We start from the raw sequence: 18,733 nt of genomic DNA, 5'->3' as shown, positions 1-18,733 counted from the left end.
GCGGACCCCGCCTCAGTAGCCGTCGGCAAGCAACCCCGCGTCATGGGCCAGAACCGCCGCCTGGACGCGGTTGGCGCAGCCGGTGCGGGTCAGGATCCGGCTGATGTGGGCCTTGACCGTGCCGGCGCTCATGTACAGCTGGTCGGCGATCTCCGCGTTGGACAGGCCCGTGCCGAGCAGCCGCAGGACATCCCGTTCGGCTGGGGTCAGCTCCTCGGTCCTGCGCACGGCGGCCTCGGTGTCACGGCCGGACCGCACGTGCCGTTCGAGGAGTTGGCGCGTGATCCGGGGTGCGAGGACCGGTTCGCCTTTCGCCGCGAGTTGGACGGCGCGGATCAGTTCGGCGGGACCGGTGTCCTTGAGGAGGAACCCGCTCGCCCCGGCCCGCAGGGCCCGCGTCACGCTCGCCTCCTCGCCGAACGCCGTCAGCATCACCACACACGTACGGGGCGAGAGCCGGGCGATGTCCTCGGCGGCCGCGATGCCGTCCCGGGTCGGCATCTGGATGTCGAGCAGGGCGACGTCGATGTCCTGGGTGCGGCAGGCCGCAGCGGCCTCCAGGCCGTCGCCCGCTTCGGCAACGACGTCGATGTCGTCGGCGTTCTCCAGGATCAGCCGGATTCCGACGCGCATCAGCGCTTCGTCGTCGGCGACCAGCACTCGGATCATCAGCTCATCCTAGGGCCGCCATCACCAGCAGGACGAGCAGGAAGCCCGCCGTGGGCAGGACCACGAGCACCGCCGTGCAGCCGGCTCCGAGGACACGCGGCCAAGTCAGGGTCTGGGCCGACAACGGCGGGTTGGACCCCGGACGCCAGGTGTCACCTTCGCCGGAAGGAGGGCGGGGCGCAGGCGGAAGAGCTTCGCCGCCGGCGTGGGCGCGGGCTTCCGAGGGCGCGGACACCGGCCCGTTCGTCGCGTGGGACGGCAGCCAGGCCGTCACGCGGAAGCCGCCGTCCGGCAGGGCACCCGCCCCGAAGGTGCCGCCGAGCAACGAGATCCGCTCCTGAAGTCCGGCCAGCCCGCTGCTCGTTCCTCCCTGGGAGTCGCCCGGCACGCGCGGCGCCCCGTTGGTGACGTACACCTCGATCCCCGCGTCCGTGCCCTTGACCTCCACCAGGACGGGCGCGCCGGACGCGTGTTTCAGCACGTTCGTCAGCCCTTCGCGGACCACCCGGTGGATCGCCTGCCGGACACGGGCGCCCACCTCGACCGTGTCGGGAACCGACCAGACCAGCTCGACCGAGCCGCCACCCGTCTGCCGGGACTGGGTCACCAGAGCGGTGATGTCCTCGTACGTTCCCCGGTCGCCCCCGGTCTCGTCCGACAGGTCCGCGTGCCGCAGGACGCCGAGGATCTCGCGGAGCTCCTCCATGGCCGTCCCCGCGGTCGTGCGCAGCAGCTCCACCTGTCCGGCCAGCGGAGGGGCCTGGCGCGCGGCGGCGAGTTCCAGGGCTCCGGCGTGCACCGAGATCAGGCTCAGCCGGTGGCCCAGGAGGTCGTGCATCTCCCGTGCGATCCGGGTCCGTTCCTCCATCCGGGCCGCCGCGGCGGTCAGCGTACGGGTCTGTTCCAGATAGGCGTTGCGCTCCCGCAGCAGGTCGACCAGGGGCCGCCGCCGGCCCAGCATGGTGCCGGCCAGGGTGGGGAGCAGCAGGAGGAGTACGGCGGAGACGGTGTTCTCCGCCAGCTTCATCGGCAGCGTCTCCCACCGGAACAGGCCCGCGGCGACGGTCAGTCCGCCGAGCGCGGCGCAGGCCATGCCGACGATCCGCCACGCGCGCCGCGGCGGCGCGATACGGCGGGTGGCGGACAGCACGATCAGCGGTACCACCGCCAGCACCCACACGTTGGCACCTGCCAGCAGCGGAAAGGCGCCCAGGACCGCGGCGACCGGCCGGCCGCGCCGCGCGGCGACGAGCAGCGCCGCCCACACCGCCTCCAGCACCGCGAGGACCGGCCGGTCCGGCGGTATCAGCAGCAGCGGGACCAGCCCGAAGGCCGCCGCCAGGGCACACACAATTGACTCGGCGACGACCGTACGGCGTGGCGCGGCCCGTACCTGGGCCCGGATCTCGGCTGCCTCGCGGCGCAGTCGCCGTGCCGCACCGGTCAGCCCGCGCGTCGGCTGTCCGTGCAACTGCCGTTTCTCTTCGGTCACTTGACTCACGCTCGCCTCTGCCCCCGGCATCACGGATCCGCGCATCACGGACCCGCGCATCACGGATTCGCCGGAAGGAACGGTATCCGCGGCAGGCAGGGGCCCTGCCGGGCGGTCTCCCGATGTCACTCGCCCGACCGCGGACGCAGCTCCGCCCGCAACGCGGCGGTGTCCACCCGCTCGGCGGCCAGCAGCCGTCCGACCGTCCGGCCCTCGTCCCCGGCCTCCGCGTCGACCGCGGGTGCTTCGAGCAGCGCGGCCAGCAGGTGGACCGTACCGACCGTGGGCGAACCCTGCTCGGCGGCGATGAGCTGCGCCGCCGCCCTGGCCTGCTGGGCGGAGTCGGAGAGCTGTGTCTGGTCGAGGCCGGCGGCCGGCGCGCCGATGGTCGCCGAACGGGCCAGGGACCCGTGCCGTACGCCGTGCCGCCGCAGGAGTTCGGCGGCCGTGCTGACGGATGCCAGATCCTCGGGCAGCGACCGTCCGGCAACGGCCAAGGCCCGGTCCAGGGCCAGGATTCCCAGCAGGAGGTCCACGGGCTCCGTCCTGCCGCGCCCGTACCGCGCCACCTGCCGTGCGGCCTCGACGCTCACCGCGAACATCACCGGTGAGCCGTAGATGGACGACCCGGCGGTCCACGAGGTAATCGCCCGGGACAGGCGGTTGCCGCTCCTGCCCAGCGTGCCGGCCCGGCGGAGAAGCAGGACGCCACGGGATTCCGGTCCCTCGGTCTGCGCCGAGGCCCTCGCGTCCAGTGCGTCGAGTGCCGTGGCCGCGGCGGCCAGGTCCAGCCGCTCCACGACCAGTGCTTCCCGGGCGCGGCTCGCCGGCAGGTTCAGCAGGGCCCGTGCCACATGCCGGCAGCGCACCGCGACCGTCCCTTCGGCGCGGGCCGACCTGAGCGCGAGCAACAGGCACATCCGCGTCGCGTCGGTCATCCCGGGCAGCGGGCGGCCGCTCTCGCCGTCCGCTGCCTTCGCTCTGCGCGAGCCACGCGACTGGCTGGACTCAAGCCCGAGGCGCCACTGTGCCTCGCGCCAGGCGGCGGTGATTTCGGCGTCGTCCTCGGCGGTGGCGTCCACCGGAGTGCTGCCGTATCCGTCGTCGTTCGCCCAGGCCGCCCCACCGCTCCCGGCCCGGCCCGAGACCAGACCGCTGAGCGAGCCGGCCTTCCGCATCCCGGGGGCCAGCGCCGAACCGGCGTCCGTCTCACCCATCACGAGCGCGGACAGCAGGTTCTCGGTGCCCACGGCCGGTGACTCGAACTTGACCGCGTCGCGCAGTGCCTCCACGAGCAGTTCCATGACGTCGAGCTCGAACTCCGTGGGCGCACCGGCCAATGCGGCCGGCTCAGCCGTTGCGGTCGCGTCGGTGTGTGCTCCGGTCGTCGGTCGCTGGTGCATCGAACGTTCCCCTCGGGCTGCGGTGGCCGGACGAGACCGACGCTAGACGGCCACCACATGCCACGGCGTCGGCCGACCGGCCAAGCTCGCGGGCCGATCGGCCAGGCGTCCGGTCCGATCGGCCCGGGAGCCGCTCGCCCGCCGTACGGCGGGGGACGGAAAATGCCTGACTTCTCCGGAGAGGTTGGCTGTACGTTGGGCACGGTGCCGGACGGCGGCACCCCCGATTTCCGCAGTTCAGAAGCGGTTCTGAAAGACGTTTCGAGGCAGACCACCGTGTTCCTGACGATCAGTACCACCGGCACCCCAGAGCGCCCCGCGACCGACCTCGGATTCCTGCTCCACAAGCATCCCGACAAGGCGCAGGCGTTCTCCACCTCCTACGGCAAGGCGCATGTCGTCTACCCCGAGGCGAGCGTGGAGCGCTGTACGGCGGCGCTGTTGCTGGAGGTCGACGCGGTGGCACTGGTCCGGCGCGGCAAGGGCAAGGGCCGCGGCGGAGCCCCGGACGCGGCCCTCGCGCAGTACGTCAACGACCGGCCGTACGCCGCCTCGTCCCTGCTCGCCGTAGCGCTGAGCAGTGTGTTCTCCAGCGCGATGAAGGGCACCTGCCAGGCGAAGCCCGAGCTGCCCGCGCGTCCGCTGCCCCTGCGCGTCGAGGTGCCCGCACTGCCCGCGCGCGGCGGCGCCGATCTCGTACGGGCGCTGTTCGAGCCGCTCGGCTGGACGGTGAGTGCCGAACCCGTGGTGCTGGACACCGAGTTCCCCGAGTGGGGCGACTCGCGGTACGTGAGCCTCGTACTGGAGGGGGAGCAGCGCCTGGCCGACGCGCTGCGGCATCTGTACGTCCTGCTGCCGGTGCTCGACGACGCCAAGCACTACTGGGTGTCGTCCGACGAGGTCGACAAGCTGTTGCGGGCCGGCGAGGGCTGGCTGCCGGAGCACCCGGAGCAGAAGCTGATCACCAGCCGCTATCTGTCCCGCCGTTGGTCGCTGACCCGGGAGGCCATGGAGCGCCTCGAACTCGTCCGGCTCGCCGAGACGGACGACAGCGCGGTCGAGGAGATCGACAACGCCGTCGACGAGCAGACCGACACTGAGGAGAAGCCGGTACCGCTCGCGGTGCGGCGGCGGGACGCGATCGTCGGCGCCCTGAAGGGCACCGATGCCGCGCGGGTCCTCGATCTCGGCTGCGGGCAGGGCCAGTTGGTGCAGGAGCTGCTCAAGGACACACGGTTCACCGAGATCGTCGGGGTCGACGTGTCGATGCGTGCGCTCACCATCGCCTCGCGGCGGCTCAAGCTGGACCGCATGGGCGAGCGGCAGTCCGAGCGCGTCAAGCTCGTCCAGGGTTCGCTCGCCTACACCGACAAGCGGCTCAGGGGGTACGACGCCGCCGTGCTGAGTGAGGTCATCGAGCACCTCGACCTGCCGCGGCTGCCCGCCCTGGAGTACGCGGTGTTCGGTTCGGCGCGCCCCAGGACCGTGATCGTGACGACGCCGAACGTCGAGTACAACGTCCGCTGGGAGACCCTCCCCGCCGGCCATGTCCGGCACGGCGACCACCGCTTCGAGTGGACGCGCGAGGAGTTCCGCGGCTGGGCGGGGACGGTGGCCGAACGGCACGGGTACGGAGTGGAGTTCGTGCCGGTCGGGCCCGACGACCCCGAGGTGGGACCGCCCACACAGATGGCCGTTTTCACGGTGAGCGCCCAGAACACGAAGGATCAGAACACGAAGGAGGAGAAGGCCGCATGACCAGCACCGACAACAAGGTTCGTTCCCTGCCCGTCACCGACCTGTCCCTCGTCGTGCTGATCGGCGCGTCCGGATCGGGCAAGTCCACCTTCGCCCGCAAGCACTTCAAGCCGACCGAGGTGATCTCGTCGGACTTCTGCCGCGGCCTCGTCGCCGACGACGAGAACGACCAGAGCGCCAGCGGCGACGCCTTCGACGTCCTGCACTACATCGCGGGCAAGCGGCTCGCGGCGGGCCGGCGCACGGTCGTCGACGCGACCAACGTGCAGCAGGAGAGCCGTAAGCAGCTCATCGAGCTCGCCAGGAAGCACGACGTGCTGCCGATCGCCGTCGTGCTCGACGTGCCCGAGGAGGTGTGCGCCGAGCGCAACGCCTCCCGCACCGACCGCGCCGACATGCCGCGCCGCGTCATCCAGCGCCACACCCGTGAACTCCGGCGCTCCCTGCGGCACTTGGAGCGCGAGGGGTTCCGGAAGGTGCACATCCTGCGGGGTGTGGCGGAGGCCGAGAGCGCCGAGGTCCGCACCGAGAAGCGGTTCAACGACCTGACCCACCTCACGGGCCCGTTCGACATCATCGGCGACATCCACGGCTGCGCCTCCGAACTGGAGTCGCTGCTCGGCAAGTTGGGGTACGCGGACGGCGTGCACCCCGAGGGCCGTACGGCCGTGTTCGTCGGCGACCTCGTCGACCGCGGCCCGGACACCCCGGGCGTCCTGCGCCGGGTGATGTCCATGGTCGGCTCGGGCGCCGCCCTGTGCGTGCCGGGCAACCACGAGAACAAGTACGGCCGTTACCTCAAGGGCCGCAAGGTCCAGCACACCCACGGCCTCGCCGAGACCGTCGAGCAGATGGAGGGCGAGAGCGACGAATTCAAGCGGCAGGTAAGGGAGTTCGTGGACGGGCTCGTCAGCCACTACGTCCTCGACGGCGGCCGCCTCGTCGTCTGCCACGCCGGACTGCCCGAGAAGTACCACGGGCGTACGTCGGGCCGGGTCCGCTCGCACGCGCTGTACGGCGAAACCACCGGCGAGACGGACGAGTTCGGGCTGCCGGTGCGCTACCCGTGGGCCGAGGACTACCGGGGCAGGGCGGCCGTGGTCTACGGCCACACCCCGGTCCCGGAGGCCACCTGGCTGAACAACACCATCTGCCTGGACACCGGTGCCGTGTTCGGCGGCAAGCTCACCGCGCTGCGCTGGCCGGAGCGCGAACTCGTCGACGTACCGGCCGAGCGGGTCTGGTACGAGCCGGTCAAGCCGCTGGCCTCCGAGGCGCCCGGCGGACACGAGGGGCGTCCGCTGGACCTCGCGGACGTGCACGGCCGCCGCGTCGTCGAGACCCGGTACGCCGGACGTGTCTCCGTACGCGAGGAGAACGCGGCCGCGGCCCTGGAGGTCATGAGCCGCTTCGCCGTGGACCCGCGGCTGATGCCGTACCTGCCGCCGACCATGGCGCCCACCGCCACCTCCAAGGTGGAGGCCCGAGGCGGAGCCGCTGATGAATACTTCCTGGAGCACCCGGTCGAGGCGTTCGAGCAGTACCGGGCCGACGGGGTCGCGCGGGTCGTGTGCGAGGAGAAGCACATGGGGTCGCGGGCGGTGGCGCTGGTGTGCCGGGACGAGGAAGTCGCACGCGAGCGGTTCGGCGCAGGCGGTGGCGTGTCGGGCTCGCTGTACACCCGCACGGGACGCCCCTTCTTCGACGACTCCGCCGTCACCGAGGAGATCCTCGGGAGGGTGCGGGCCGCCGTCACCGAGGCGGGTCTGTGGGAGGAGCTGGAGACGGACTGGGTGCTGCTCGACGCCGAGCTGCTGCCCTGGTCGCTCAAGGCCTCCGGGCTGCTGCGCTCGCAGTACGCCGCGGTGGGTGCGGCGGCCGGAGCCGTCTTCCCGGGAGCGGTGGCCGCGCTCGAAGGGGCGGCGGCGCGTGGCGTCGACGTCCAGGACCTGCTGGTCAAGCAGCGGGAGCGGGCCGTGGATGCCGCCTCCTTCACCGACGCGTACCGGCGCTACTGCTGGACCACGTCCGGCCTGGACGGTGTCCGCCTCGCGCCCTTCCAGATCCTCGCCGTGCGGGGCCGGAGCCTCGCGGCCCTGCCGCACGAGGAGCAGCTCGCCCTGATCGACCGGCTGGTGGCGGACGACCCGTCCGGGCTCCTCCAGACCACCCGGCGCCTCTTCGTCGACACGGGCGACCCCGAGTCGGTGCGGGCCGGTGTCGACTGGTGGCTTGAGATGACCGGCCGCGGTGGCGAGGGCATGGTCGTCAAGCCCGACCGGGCCGTGGTGCGCGGTGGGAACGGGCGGCTGGTCCAGCCCGGTATCAAGTGCCGGGGCCGGGAGTACCTGCGGATCATCTACGGTCCCGAGTACACCCGTCCCGAGAACCTCGACCGCCTCCGCGGCCGCTTCCTCAACCACAAGCGGTCCCTGGCCCTCCGCGAGTACGCCCTGGGCCTGGAGTCTCTGGACCGGCTCGCCGAGGGGGAGCCGCTGTGGCGGGTGCACGAGGCTGTGTTCGGGGTGCTGGCGCTGGAGTCGGAGCCGGTGGATCCGCGGTTGTAGGCATCCACCGACGGTGGGGAGGCGGCGTGGCGGCCTCCCCACCGGAACTACCGGTTGGCAGCCTCGAAGTCACCTGGCTGAACGTCAGTTGCTCAGCCGCCGCTCCAGCCGCCGCGCAGTGAGTGGGCGTCTCAGCCCACCAGCCGCAACCGTTCCCCGCACACCCCCACCCGCACGGTCTGCCCCCAGGTCAACTCCACCGCGTCCCCCTCCATCCCGTCCCCGAAAGCGATCAGCCGTTCGGACTCGACGGTGAGGCTGAGGCGGGACGAGGCCGAGAGCCGGCCGGCGACCCGGGACGTGCCGGTCGCCGGTGACGGCCATGCCTCGCGGACGAACCACACCAGGCCGTCCTCCGTGGGGCGTGGCAGGGGCAGGGAGCTGCCCCGCTCCTGCCACACCGACCGGATCCATCCGGTCGCCCCGGTGCCGGTCCCCACCAGCACCCCGGAGGATGCCTGGGCCTCGACAACACCCCCGTCGCCCTCCAGGCCCAGGCGGTATCTGGCCGTCTGGTGTCCGACGGCGCCGAGATAGATCTCGTTCAGCGCGACCAGCCGCTGCGTGTCGTCGGCGACGGCCTCGACCATGGTGAGCTCTTCGACGGCGCTGGTGAGCGCCGCCGGGAGCAGGGTCGGCGCGTCCGCCGGCCGGTGCCGGACCAGGACGCCCGGGTTGCGACCGGGGTCCGCGTCGATGCCCAACACCGGCTGGCCGGCGAGGTACTTGGCGACGTTCGCCACCAGGCCGTCCTGGCCGACCACGACCACCACGTCCTCCGGCGCGAACAGGAAACGGTCCAAGTCACGTCGCTCGACCAGCGCCTGACGCCAGGTCAGGGGGATCGCCGAGGTGACGTCGGTCAGTGCGCGCCGGGTCCGGTGATGGCGTTCGGCGATCTCCGCGATGTCCCGGCCGCGGGAGGAGAGGAAGAACGCGGCCTGCCCGTGCGTGCCGTGGTGGGCCACCAACTCGGCGTACTCCGTGGTCCGGTGGACCACCACGACCCGCGGTGCGAGACTCACGCCCGCTCTCCGGTGCCGAACCTGGCGAGCAGCCCGGTGAGCACGTCCGGCGACACCGTCACGCTCTCGATGTTCGGCAGGTTCTCCGCGAGCCGCGTCCCGGTGAGGGCGTGCAGGGTCGCCACGTCCACATCTCCGTGCACCCGCAGCCACGCGGCCTGGGCCTGCGCCCGTGCCTCGCCCACCTCGCGCGCACCCTCGGCCTCCGCGCGAGCGAGCCGTACGGACCGGGCGGCATCGGCGTCGGCCAGCTTCACGGTGCGCGCCGCCTCGGCCTCGGTGAGCTTGACCGACCGCTCCGCCTCCGCCTGTGCCAGCTTGACCGACCGCTCGGCCTCCGCCTGGGCCAGCCGTACCGTCCGGGCCGCCTCCGCACCCGCCCGTACCGCGTCCGCCGCCGCGTGCTCCTCCGCCTCGCGCCGGGCGTTCGTGCCGCGCTGGTCGACCAACTGCTCCTCGCGGCGGGCGAGTTCGATCTGGCTGGCCAGTTCGTTCTCGGCGATGGCCAGCTCCCGCTCGACGGCCACCGCACGGCGCTCGTACGTGGCCCGGTCGGCCTCCTGCTGGATCAGTTCCCTGGCCGGCGTGCGCAGCGCGCGCTCCACCTCGGGCTCCGGGCGCAGCGCCACCACGCGCACCGCGACCACCTCGATACCGGTGGCCGGCAGGCGGGGCTCCGCGCCCAGGCCGACGGCGACGCGCTCGCGGACCGCGGCCACCCCGTCGACCAGGGCCGCCGCCAGCGTCGTACGGGCGAGCACGTCGAGTGCGTGCTGCTGGGCCGTCTCCGTGAGGAGCGTGCCCAGCTGTTCCAGTGGCGCGCCACGCCACACTCCGGTGTCCGGGTCGATGGAGAAGTCCAGCCGGGCGGCGGCGAGTTCCGGGTCGCTGACCCGGTAGGTGACCGTCGCCTGCACCGCCACGTCCTGGAAGTCGGAGGTACGGGCGTGGAAGGTCATCGCCAACTCCCGGTCGTCGACCGGGACTTCGGAGAGTGCCGCGGTGAGTGCGCGGAACCAGAAGCTGAGTCCCGGCCCGTCGTGCAGCAGCTTCCCGCCCCGGTGGTGCCGGACGTGTGCCGTCGGCGCGCCGCGCAGATGGCGCCGGCCCAGGCGCCGGGTGATGTCGGCCATGTGTGTGCGTCCCCCTCCTCTATTTTCGTCAATGCGACGATAATTGTCGCCGCCTCTAATCGTCAAGGGGACGAGAACAAGAAATCGCGGAAACGGTCGACCGGGGGGTGAAGACGGTCACCGGTGGTCAGGATGGAGGCATGGGATTCCACGTCGACTCCGAAGCCGGGCGGCTGCGCCGCGTCATCCTGCACCGGCCGGATCTTGAGCTCAAAAGGCTCACCCCGAGCAACAAGGACGCCCTGCTCTTCGACGACGTGCTGTGGGTGCGCAGGGCCCGCGCGGAGCACGACGGTTTCGCCGACGTGCTCCGCGACCGCGGAGTCACCGTCCACCTCTTCGGCGACCTGCTGACCGAGGCCCTGGCGATCCCGGCGGCCAGATCGCTCGTCCTGGACAGGGTCTTCGACGAGAAGGAGTACGGGCCGCTGGCCACCGACCACCTCAGAGCCTCCTTCGAGGCGCTGCCCGCGGGCGAGCTGGCTGAGGCGCTGGTCGGCGGGATGACCAAGCGGGAGTTCCTGGAGGCGCACCCCGAGCCGACCTCCGTGCGCTTCCATGTCATGGACCTCGACGACTTCCTCCTCGGCCCCCTCCCCAACCACCTCTTCACCCGGGACACCTCCGCCTGGATCTACGACGGCGTCTCCATCAACGCCATGCGCTGGCCCGCCCGGCAGCGCGAGACCGTGCACTTCGAGGCGATCTACCGGCATCATCCGCTGTTCCAGGACGAGGCGTTCCACGTGTGGTCCGAGGGCCAGGCCGACTACCCGTCCACCATCGAGGGCGGGGACGTGCTCGTGATCGGCAACGGCGCCGTGCTGATCGGAATGAGCGAGCGGACGACACCGCAGGCCGTGGAGATGCTCGCGCACAAGCTGTTCGCCACCGGCTCGGCGCAGACGATCGTGGCGCTCGACATGCCCAAGAAGCGTGCCCTCATGCACCTCGACACGGTGATGACGATGGTCGACGGCGACACCTTCACCCAGTACGCGGGGCTCGGCATGCTCCGCTCGTACACCATCGAACCGGGCGTCGGCGACAAGGAACTGAAGGTCACCGACCATCCGCCGGAGCACATGCACCGCGCGATCGCCGCCGCGCTGGGGCTCGACCGGATCCGCGTGCTGACCGCCACGCAGGACGTCCACGCCGCCGAGCGCGAGCAGTGGGACGACGGCTGCAACGTCCTCGCGGTCGAGCCGGGCGTCGTCGTCGCGTACGAGCGGAACCAGACCACCAACACCCATCTGCGCAAGCAGGGCATCGAGGTGATCGAGATCCCGGGGAGCGAGCTGGGGCGGGGGAGGGGCGGTCCGCGGTGCATGAGCTGTCCGGTGGTACGGGATCCGGTCGGCTAGCGGCCGAACCGGAGGTTCGGGGCCTCGAAAGTGAGTCCTACGTCTCGATAATGATTCCGTATAGAAATGTGGAGCATCGTATAGAATTCCAAGAGTCCCTGTTTACGTAACCCTGGAGCGCCCCCATGGCGACAGTCCCGTACGCCCTCGCCGGCCGCCACTTCCTGAAGGAGCTGGACTTCACGGAGGAGGAGTTCCGCGGCCTGATCGGGCTTGCCGCAGAGCTGAAGGCGGCGAAGAAGGCTGGGACGGAGACCCAGCACCTGCGGGGCCGGAACATCGCGCTGATCTTCGAGAAGACCTCGACGCGCACCCGCTGCGCGTTCGAGGTCGCGGCCGCGGACCAGGGCGCTTCCACCACCTACCTCGACCCGTCGGGCTCACAGATAGGGCACAAGGAGTCCGTGAAGGACACCGCACGGGTGCTCGGCCGGATGTTCCACGCGATCCAGTACCGGGGGGACAGCCAGGAGGGTGTCGAGGAACTGGCCGCCCACGCGGGCGTGCCCGTCTACAACGGTCTGACCGACGCCTGGCACCCGACCCAGATGCTCGCCGACGTCCTCACGATGACCGAGCACACCACCAAGCCGCTGAACCGGACCGCCTTCGCCTACCTCGGCGACGCGCGCTTCAACATGGGCAACTCCTACCTGGTCACCGGCGCGCTGCTCGGCATGGACGTACGGATCGTCGCGCCGAAGGCCTACTGGCCCGCCGAGGAGATCGTCGACCGGGCGCGGGAGCTCGCCGTGCGCAGCGGGGCGCGGATCACGCTCACCGAGGACGTCGCGGAGGGGGTCGCGGGCGCCGACTTCGTCGCCACCGACGTCTGGGTGTCCATGGGTGAGCCCAAGGAGGTCTGGGACGAGCGCATCGTCGCCCTCGGTCCGTACGCGGTGACGATGGACGTCCTGCGGGCCACCGGCAACGCGGACGTCAAGTTCCTGCACTGTCTTCCGGCCTTCCACGACCTGGGCACCAAGGTCGGCCGCGACATCCACGAGCGGCACGGTCTGGACTCGCTGGAGGTCACCGACGAGGTCTTCGAGTCGGCCCACTCGGTCGTCTTCGACGAGGCGGAGAACCGCCTGCACACGATCAAGGCGGTGCTGGTCGCGACCCTCGCCTGAGGGGCGCGCTGAGAGGGGTGCGGTGGGTGACGCCGTCGCTACAGCGGGTTCCGCTGGTGCGGCACCGCCGGCAGCCTGAACCAGACCGCCTTCCCGGAGTCCGTGGGGCGGTGCCCGCACGACGAGCTGAGAGCGCGGATCAGCAGCAGCCCGCGGCCGTGCTCCTGCCAGGGGTCGGGCTCGCCCGACGGGTCGGGGATCGTGAGATCGCCCGGCGGGGCCGGGTCGGGGTCGTGCACCTCGACCTGGCAGCCGGTCGGCAGCAGCTCCACGACCAGCTCTATGGGCCTGTCGCCCTTGGTGTGCTCCACGGCGTTCGCCACCAGCTCGGCGGTGAGCAGTTCCGCGGTGTCGCTGTCGGCGGCGTGTTCGAGTTCGGCGAGCGCTGTACGGACCAGGGCACGGGCGACGGGCACGGCCGCGGCGGTGTGCGGCAGAGCGATGCGCCAGGAGGCTGGGGCTTGGGGATCGTGCAAGGCGGGTCCGTTCATGGAGCAGGATGTCCTGCTTTCAACTTTAGGAATGGTACGACGCAACCGGACAGAGGCGCTCGGCGGGCTTTTTTCGGGACGTTCGGCCCGGTATCGGGCTGCTTACCCAGGTGAACGCTCCGCATCCCGCGTTCTGCGCCTGTCGTTACCGGCCTATCGACGAGTCGTGACCCTGTGACCGCGTTGTCGCGCGTCCATGACGGAAGTCATGAAAGCAAAACATGGCCGTGGGGGCCAGGCACCGACGTGCCTGGCCCCCACGGCCATGTTCTCCCTCGGCTCAGGCGTGCGAGCCGGCCTCCTCCAGATCGACCATCCCCGCCGTCAGCGTCGCCCCGTCCGCCGGGTCGACCAGGATGAACGCTCCGGTGCGGCGCGAGTCCGCGTAGTCGTCGAGCGCCAGCGGCTCGGCGGTGCGCAGGGTGATCCGGCCCAGGTCGTTGGCGGACAGCTCGGCGGCCCCGGCCAGATCCTTCACGATCGCCTTGACCGTACGGGTCGTGTGCCTGACCAGGACCCGGTCGCCGACCCGCAGCGGACGGTCGGCCAGATGACAGACGGCGGCCCGGACGTCCCGCGTCAGCGAGGGCACGTCCGCCCCGGTCGTGATCATGTCGCCGCGCGAGACGTCGCGCTGGTCGGCCAGGCGCAGGGTCAGCGACTGCGGGGCGTACGCCTCCCGCGCGTCCTCGCCGAGTACGTCGATGCCGGTGATCGCGGACGTCTCGCCGGAGGGGTGGACCGTCACCCGGTCCCCGACGCGCAGCGAACCAGAGACCAACTGGCCCGCGTAGTAACGGATCTCGGCGTGCCGGATCACGTACTGGACGGGGAAGCGCGCGGGTTCGCCCGAGCGGTCGCCGCCGACCGGGACGGACTCCAGGTGCCGGAGCAGCGCCGGACACTCGTACCAGTCCATGCGTGTCGAGCGGTCCACCACGTTGTCGCCCGCCAGGGCCGACACGGGGATCGGCGTGAAACCGGGCAGGTCCAACTCGGCGGCGTGGCCCGCGAAGTCCTCGACGATCCGCTCGAACTCCTTCTCCTCGTATCCGACGAGGTCCATCTTGTTGACGGCCAGCACGATGTGCGGGACGCGCAGCAGTGCGGCGATCGCCGCGTGGCGGCGGGTCTGCTCGACGACGCCGTTGCGGGCGTCGACCAGGATGATCGCCAGTTCGGCCGTGGAGGCGCCGGTGACCATGTTGCGGGTGTACTGCACGTGTCCGGGCGTGTCGGCGAGGATGAACCGGCGCCGGGCGGTGGCGAAGTAGCGGTACGCCACGTCGATGGTGATGCCCTGCTCGCGCTCGGCCCGAAGACCGTCGGTGAGCAGTGCGAGGTCGGGCGTGTCCTGGCCACGACTCTGGGAGACGCGTTCCACGGCCTCCAACTGGTCGGTGAGGACCGACTTGGAGTCGTGCAGCAGGCGGCCGACGAGGGTGGACTTGCCGTCGTCGACGGATCCGGCGGTGGCGAAGCGCAGTGTGTCCACGGTGGTGCTGGTCATGGTTAGAAGTACCCCTCGCGCTTGCGGTCTTCCATCGCGGCCTCGGACATCTTGTCGTCGGCGCGGGTGGCGCCCCGCTCGGTGAGCCGGGAGGCGGCGATCTCGGCGATGACCTGGTCGAGGGTCACCGCGTCCGAGTCGACGGCACCAGTGCAGGACATGTCGCCCACGGTCCGGTAGCGGACCTGCCGCTTCTCGATGGTCTCGCCGTCCTTCGGGCCGCCCCACTCGCCGGCGGTCAGCCACATGCCGGCCCGCTGGAAGACCTCGCGCTCGTGCGCGAAGTAGATCTCCGGCAGTTCGATGCCCTCGCGGGCGATGTACTGCCAGACGTCCAGCTCGGTCCAGTTGGACAGCGGGAAGACGCGGACGTGCTCGCCGGCGGCGTGCCGTCCGTTGTAGAGGTTCCACAGCTCGGGGCGCTGGCGGCGCGGGTCCCACTGCGAGAACTCGTCGCGCAGCGAGAACACCCGCTCCTTGGCGCGGGCCTTCTCCTCGTCCCGGCGCCCGCCGCCGAACACCGCGTCGAACCGCTCGGCCTGGATCTTCTCCGTCAGCGGCACCGTCTGCAGCGGGTTGCGCGTCCCGTCGGGACGTTCCCTCAGCACACCCCGGTCGATGTAGTCCTGAACGGAGGCCACATGGAGCCGCAGCCCATGTGCGGCCACCACATGGTCCCTGTACTCAAGGACTTCCGGGAAGTTGTGCCCGGTGTCCACGTGCAGCAGTGAGAACGGCACCGGAGCGGGCGCGAACGCCTTCAGCGCCAGATGCAGCATGACGATGGAGTCCTTGCCGCCGGAGAACAGGATCACCGGCCGTTCGAACTCACCCGCCACCTCGCGGAAGATGTGCACCGCCTCGGACTCCAGAGCGTCCAGATGCGAGAGCGCGTGCCGGGGGAGAGCGCGCTGTGGAAGCGCCTGTTGTGGAAGCGCCTGCTCCGGCAACGCGTGCGTACGGCCGGCGGTCGTCGGGCCCGGTGTCACACGAGCCCCCTGGCCGCCAGCACCGCGTGCACCGAGTCCGCCGACTCCTCGGGCGTCTGCGACTGCGTCGCCAGCGACAGCGCGGGGGCCGGCGGCGGCTCGTACGGGTCGTCGATGCCCGTGAGGCCGGTCAGCTGCCCGGCCGCCTGCCGGGCGTACAGGCCCTTCACGTCCCGCTCGCTGCACACCTCGACCGGGGTGGCGACATGCACCTCGATGTACGGCGTCCCGCTCGCCTCGTGCCGTTTGCGCACCGCCTCGCGGCTGTCGGCGTACGGCGCGATGACCGGTACCACCGCCAGTACCCCGTTGCGTGCGAGGACTTCGGCGACCAGGCCGATGCGCTGCACGTTGGTGTTGCGGTCCTCGCGGGAGAAGCCGAGTCCTGCGGAGAGGAAGCGGCGGATCTCGTCGCCGTCGAGGACCTCCACGCGGTGTCCCTCGGACCGCAGCCGGCCGGCGAGGAAGCGGGCGATGGTCGTCTTGCCCGCGCTCGGCAGCCCGGTGAGCCAGATGGTGGCTCCCTGAGCGGTGGGGGGCTTCTGACGGCCCCTGGCCGTGGTGGTCATGCGCGCTGTCCCTTCGAGGCGCCCGCGACGCGGTGCCGTTGATCGGAAAGGTCGTGGAGGTCGTGGAGTTCGCGAACCTCGTGGAGTTCTCGGAAGAGGGCCTCCCAGCGGGGGTGCACGGCGTCCGGTCCGTACGAGGCCGCCGTCAGCACGGCGGCGACGCCCATGTCCGCCCGCAGCGCCCGGTCGCCCATCAGCTTGGCCATCGCGTCGGCGAGCGCGTCGGAGTCCTCCGGCGCTACCAGCAGACCGTCGACTCCGTGCGTGAGCACGTCCGAGGGCCCGGTCGGGCAGTCGAAGCTCACCACCGGAAGCGAGTGGCTCATCGCCTCGATCATCACCATCGGCAGTCCCTCGAAGCGCGAACTGAGCACGTAGAAGGAGGCCTTGGCGAGTTCGTCGTCGAGCCGGTCCGTGTGGCCCATCAGGAACACGTGGTTGTAGAGGTGGTGCTCCTCGATGAGCTCCCGCAGCTCGGCCTTCTTCTCGCCGCTGCCGTAGATCCTCAACTGCCAGTCGGGGTACGTCTCGACGAGCCTCGCCCACGCCGGGATCAGCAGGTCGAAGCCCTTCTGCGGGAAGAGCCGTCCGGCCGCCACCGCGATCTTCGAGCGGTGGTCCGAGGGCACCTGGTCGAGGGAGTGCACGGCGTTGGGGATGCGCACGACCCGGGTGCCGGGCAGCAGTTGCTCGTACTCCTCGCGGTCCCGTTCCGTCAGGACGGCGACCGCGTCGAAGCGCGCGTAGGTCTCCCGGATGCGCTGCCGCACGTCGTTCTTGTGCGTGCCGTGGTTCATGTGCTCCTGCGCGACACGCACCACACCGCTCGTCGCGTGTTCCGCGGCGAGGAAGTTGAGCGCGGGCCGCGTGCTCACCAGCACCCCGTCGCGAAGTGAGGACAGGTACGCGATCAGCCGCTGCTCCACGTACCGGTTGAAGTAGCGGTAGCCGAACTCGCCGCACGGGATGTGCCGCGCGGGCCGCTCGGTGAGCCGGCCGCGGCGCCAGTCCTGCCAGCGGCCGACCATGCCCGACGGCGGGGTGTGGGCCTCCTCGCGCAGGTCGACGATCGTCGTGACCTTCACGCGCGGGTCGAGCGGGAACTGGAGGTCGTCACGGCGGCGCAGCGCGCTCACCAGCTCGACCTGCCAGCCCGCCTGCACCAGGGAGTTGGCCTGGTTCATCACCGTGCGGATGGTGCCGCCGCGTCCGTACGCGTGCAGGAGCAGATAGCGGACCTTCGGCCGCCCTCCGATCTGATGGATCGTCATGTTGCGGCTCCCGTGCGGCACTCCAGCGAAAGGTTGTCCTTCACCGTGTAGTACGGACGTACGCCGATGCCGCGTACCCGTTGCTCGGGAAAGACCATGATCTTTTTCTTGCCGTGGATGTCGTCGAGCCGCCGTCCGGCCCGCAACTCCACCTCGCCGTCGGTGAGATGGATGTCCCACTCCTCGACCTCGGCCCCGACCCCGAGTTCGGCCTCGGCGGTGCCGGTCGCCGCCGCCAGGTCGGCGACGGGCAGCTCGCCCTCGAAGCGGTCGCCCTTCACCTGCGCGGGATAGTCGAGGCGCTGTTCCGCGTGGCTCCGGCGGGTGAGCAGCAGCCGCCACTCGCCCTCGGCGCGGTGCCCGTGGATGTGTCCGACGAGTCTGACGCGCCCGTCGCGCGGCCAGACCTCGGTTATCTCGGCGTGCGGCTTCACGAGGTGTAGCCCCAGGCCTCGCACATCGGTCGCAGGATCTCCGGTATCTCGTCCTCGGCGGGCAGTGCCCGGCCGCTCTGCACCCGGCCGGTGCGGATCTTGTCCCGCCAGTCGCCGAGGCCCTTCACGACCTGCGTGTCGTCCTTCCTGCCGTAGTCGAGCATCGATGGCTCGAAGTCCACGTCCAGGAAGGCGCAGAGCCGGCGCATCTCCTTCTCGGGGCCGGCGGTGATGTCCTCGTAGCGCAGGGTGTGGCCGCCGGTGATCCCCTTGCGGGCGTTGTCGACGGCCCGCATGTAGCGCAGTGCGTCGGCGGCGGCCTCGTCGAAGGTCCGCTTGCCGGGGTCTCCCTCGTGCCAGGACCGGGCGATGGACACCGGGTGGCGGAGCAGGAAGACGAAGCGGGCGTCGGGCCAGCAGTCCCGGATGCGCCGGTACACGAACGCGTTGCTCGGCGTCTTCTCGACGATGAAGTCCTTGCCGGACCTGACCAGTTCGCGGTGCATGACCCGGTCCCAGAGCAGATGCTCCAGATCGCCGCGCTCCAGGTCGAGGGCGCTCATCGCGCGCTGGGACAGCCTGCTGCCGAAGTCGACCTCCAGGCGGCGGATGTGCAGCTCGTGCGGGGAGTGGAACCGTGAGTGCGCGTTCAGGAGCATCCGCAGCAGGGTCGAGCCGGAGCGCACCGGCGACATGATGAAGACCGGCTCCCGCAGCAGCCGGTCCGTCGCGAGATCCACGGGCGCGGGACATCGGTACACCGGCGTGGGCCGCTTCCCGGGTTTCGCCGCCGCCTTCTTCGGCCCCGGAGGTGCGACGGCGGCGGCCCTACGCACCTGGAGGCCGGTGGTGGCGGAGAGCGCCCGGTTCAGACTGCGCATCAGATTCATGCGTCACGACGCTAGGTAAGGATTATGAGAAG

Annotated in this window: 16 protein-coding genes; 4 read left to right on the top strand and 12 right to left on the bottom strand. The window is 71.1% G+C overall.

Translation table 11 applies throughout. The annotated features are described in order from the left end of the window. Positions 1–12: 12 nt before the first annotated feature. The 3 genes from QF035_RS15330 to QF035_RS15320 all read right to left on the bottom strand — a co-directional run bounded on the left by QF035_RS15330 (position 13) and on the right by QF035_RS15320 (position 3,564). Positions 13–669, bottom strand: a complete 657-nt coding sequence (locus tag QF035_RS15330) for a response regulator (protein WP_307520881.1) — start codon at positions 667–669, stop codon at positions 13–15. Between the two features lie 4 nt (positions 670–673). Continuing rightward, positions 674–2,161 (bottom strand): sensor histidine kinase, encoded by a 1,488-nt coding sequence (locus QF035_RS15325; protein ID WP_307520880.1) that lies wholly within the window; start codon positions 2,159–2,161, stop codon positions 674–676. Between the two features lie 125 nt (positions 2,162–2,286). Beyond that, a complete protein-coding gene (locus tag QF035_RS15320; RefSeq protein ID WP_307520879.1) occupies positions 2,287–3,564 on the bottom strand; it encodes a hypothetical protein in 1,278 nt (425 codons plus the stop codon). Positions 3,565–3,840: 276 nt separating this feature from the next. Between QF035_RS15320 and QF035_RS15315 the strand changes: the two genes are divergently transcribed. Next, positions 3,841–5,322 (top strand): 3' terminal RNA ribose 2'-O-methyltransferase Hen1, encoded by a 1,482-nt coding sequence (locus QF035_RS15315; protein WP_307531144.1) that lies wholly within the window; start codon positions 3,841–3,843, stop codon positions 5,320–5,322. Next, positions 5,319–7,889 (top strand): polynucleotide kinase-phosphatase, encoded by a 2,571-nt coding sequence (locus tag QF035_RS15310; protein WP_307520877.1) that lies wholly within the window; start codon positions 5,319–5,321, stop codon positions 7,887–7,889. Before QF035_RS15315 ends, QF035_RS15310 begins: the two co-directional genes overlap by 4 nt. Before the next feature lie 131 nt (positions 7,890–8,020). On the opposite strand, the gene QF035_RS15305 is transcribed toward QF035_RS15310, so the two are convergent. Beyond that, positions 8,021–8,914: a hypothetical protein gene (locus tag QF035_RS15305; RefSeq protein WP_307520875.1), complete on the bottom strand. Its 894-nt coding sequence runs from the start codon at positions 8,912–8,914 to the stop codon at positions 8,021–8,023. After that, positions 8,911–10,047 (bottom strand): SPFH domain-containing protein, encoded by a 1,137-nt coding sequence (locus QF035_RS15300; protein ID WP_307520874.1) that lies wholly within the window; start codon positions 10,045–10,047, stop codon positions 8,911–8,913. Before QF035_RS15300 ends, QF035_RS15305 begins: the two co-directional genes overlap by 4 nt. A 140-nt stretch (positions 10,048–10,187) precedes the next feature. Here QF035_RS15300 and QF035_RS15295 point away from each other — a divergent pair, with 140 nt between their 5' ends. Next, on the top strand, positions 10,188–11,414 hold the full coding sequence (locus QF035_RS15295; RefSeq protein ID WP_307520873.1) for an arginine deiminase: 1,227 nt from the start codon (positions 10,188–10,190) through the stop codon (positions 11,412–11,414). A gap of 125 nt (positions 11,415–11,539) precedes the next feature. After that, on the top strand, positions 11,540–12,547 hold the full coding sequence (gene argF, locus QF035_RS15290) for an ornithine carbamoyltransferase (protein ID WP_307520871.1): 1,008 nt from the start codon (positions 11,540–11,542) through the stop codon (positions 12,545–12,547). A 38-nt stretch (positions 12,548–12,585) separates the two neighbouring features. On the opposite strand, the gene QF035_RS15285 is transcribed toward argF, so the two are convergent. The 7 genes from QF035_RS15285 to QF035_RS15255 form a co-directional block, all read right to left on the bottom strand. After that, positions 12,586–13,038, bottom strand: a complete 453-nt coding sequence (locus QF035_RS15285; protein ID WP_307520869.1) for an ATP-binding protein — start codon at positions 13,036–13,038, stop codon at positions 12,586–12,588. A gap of 280 nt (positions 13,039–13,318) precedes the next feature. Continuing rightward, the gene (locus QF035_RS15280; protein ID WP_307520867.1) at positions 13,319–14,548 is read right to left on the bottom strand and encodes a sulfate adenylyltransferase subunit 1; all 1,230 of its coding nucleotides are present in this window, start codon (positions 14,546–14,548) and stop codon (positions 13,319–13,321) included. 2 nt (positions 14,549–14,550) lie between these two features. After that, on the bottom strand, positions 14,551–15,498 hold the full coding sequence (gene cysD / locus QF035_RS15275) for a sulfate adenylyltransferase subunit CysD (RefSeq protein ID WP_307531143.1): 948 nt from the start codon (positions 15,496–15,498) through the stop codon (positions 14,551–14,553). A gap of 35 nt (positions 15,499–15,533) precedes the next feature. Further along, positions 15,534–16,106, bottom strand: a complete 573-nt coding sequence (cysC, locus tag QF035_RS15270) for an adenylyl-sulfate kinase (RefSeq protein ID WP_307520866.1) — start codon at positions 16,104–16,106, stop codon at positions 15,534–15,536. Further along, on the bottom strand, positions 16,103–17,377 hold the full coding sequence (locus tag QF035_RS15265; RefSeq protein WP_307520864.1) for a glycosyltransferase family 4 protein: 1,275 nt from the start codon (positions 17,375–17,377) through the stop codon (positions 16,103–16,105). Before QF035_RS15265 ends, cysC begins: the two co-directional genes overlap by 4 nt. After that, the gene (locus QF035_RS15260) at positions 17,374–17,811 is read right to left on the bottom strand and encodes a hypothetical protein (protein ID WP_307520863.1); all 438 of its coding nucleotides are present in this window, start codon (positions 17,809–17,811) and stop codon (positions 17,374–17,376) included. The genes QF035_RS15265 and QF035_RS15260 overlap by 4 nt, the downstream gene beginning before the upstream one ends. Next, on the bottom strand, positions 17,808–18,701 hold the full coding sequence (locus tag QF035_RS15255; RefSeq protein WP_307520862.1) for a sulfotransferase family protein: 894 nt from the start codon (positions 18,699–18,701) through the stop codon (positions 17,808–17,810). Before QF035_RS15255 ends, QF035_RS15260 begins: the two co-directional genes overlap by 4 nt. Between the last annotated feature and the right edge of the window lie 32 nt (positions 18,702–18,733).

The organism is Streptomyces umbrinus (assembly GCF_030817415.1).
Taxonomy (GTDB): Bacteria; Actinomycetota; Actinomycetes; order Streptomycetales; family Streptomycetaceae; genus Streptomyces; species Streptomyces umbrinus_A.
The sequence above is the reverse complement of the archived record's forward strand: the minus strand, read 5'-3'. Positions and strand labels throughout refer to the sequence as shown.

Coding starts and splice junctions, on each gene's coding strand:
- QF035_RS15255 (WP_307520862.1), bottom strand. CDS start 18,701: ATGAATCTGATGCGCAGTCTGAACCGGGCGCTCTCCGCCACCACCGGC.
- QF035_RS15330 (WP_307520881.1), bottom strand. CDS start 669: ATGATCCGAGTGCTGGTCGCCGACGACGAAGCGCTGATGCGCGTCGGA.
- QF035_RS15285 (WP_307520869.1), bottom strand. CDS start 13,038: ATGAACGGACCCGCCTTGCACGATCCCCAAGCCCCAGCCTCCTGGCGC.
- QF035_RS15265 (WP_307520864.1), bottom strand. CDS start 17,377: ATGACGATCCATCAGATCGGAGGGCGGCCGAAGGTCCGCTATCTGCTC.
- QF035_RS15310 (WP_307520877.1), top strand. CDS start 5,319: ATGACCAGCACCGACAACAAGGTTCGTTCCCTGCCCGTCACCGACCTG.
- QF035_RS15295 (WP_307520873.1), top strand. CDS start 10,188: ATGGGATTCCACGTCGACTCCGAAGCCGGGCGGCTGCGCCGCGTCATC.
- QF035_RS15280 (WP_307520867.1), bottom strand. CDS start 14,548: ATGACCAGCACCACCGTGGACACACTGCGCTTCGCCACCGCCGGATCC.
- cysC (WP_307520866.1), bottom strand. CDS start 16,106: ATGACCACCACGGCCAGGGGCCGTCAGAAGCCCCCCACCGCTCAGGGA.
- QF035_RS15300 (WP_307520874.1), bottom strand. CDS start 10,047: ATGGCCGACATCACCCGGCGCCTGGGCCGGCGCCATCTGCGCGGCGCG.
- QF035_RS15320 (WP_307520879.1), bottom strand. CDS start 3,564: ATGCACCAGCGACCGACGACCGGAGCACACACCGACGCGACCGCAACG.
- argF (WP_307520871.1), top strand. CDS start 11,540: ATGGCGACAGTCCCGTACGCCCTCGCCGGCCGCCACTTCCTGAAGGAG.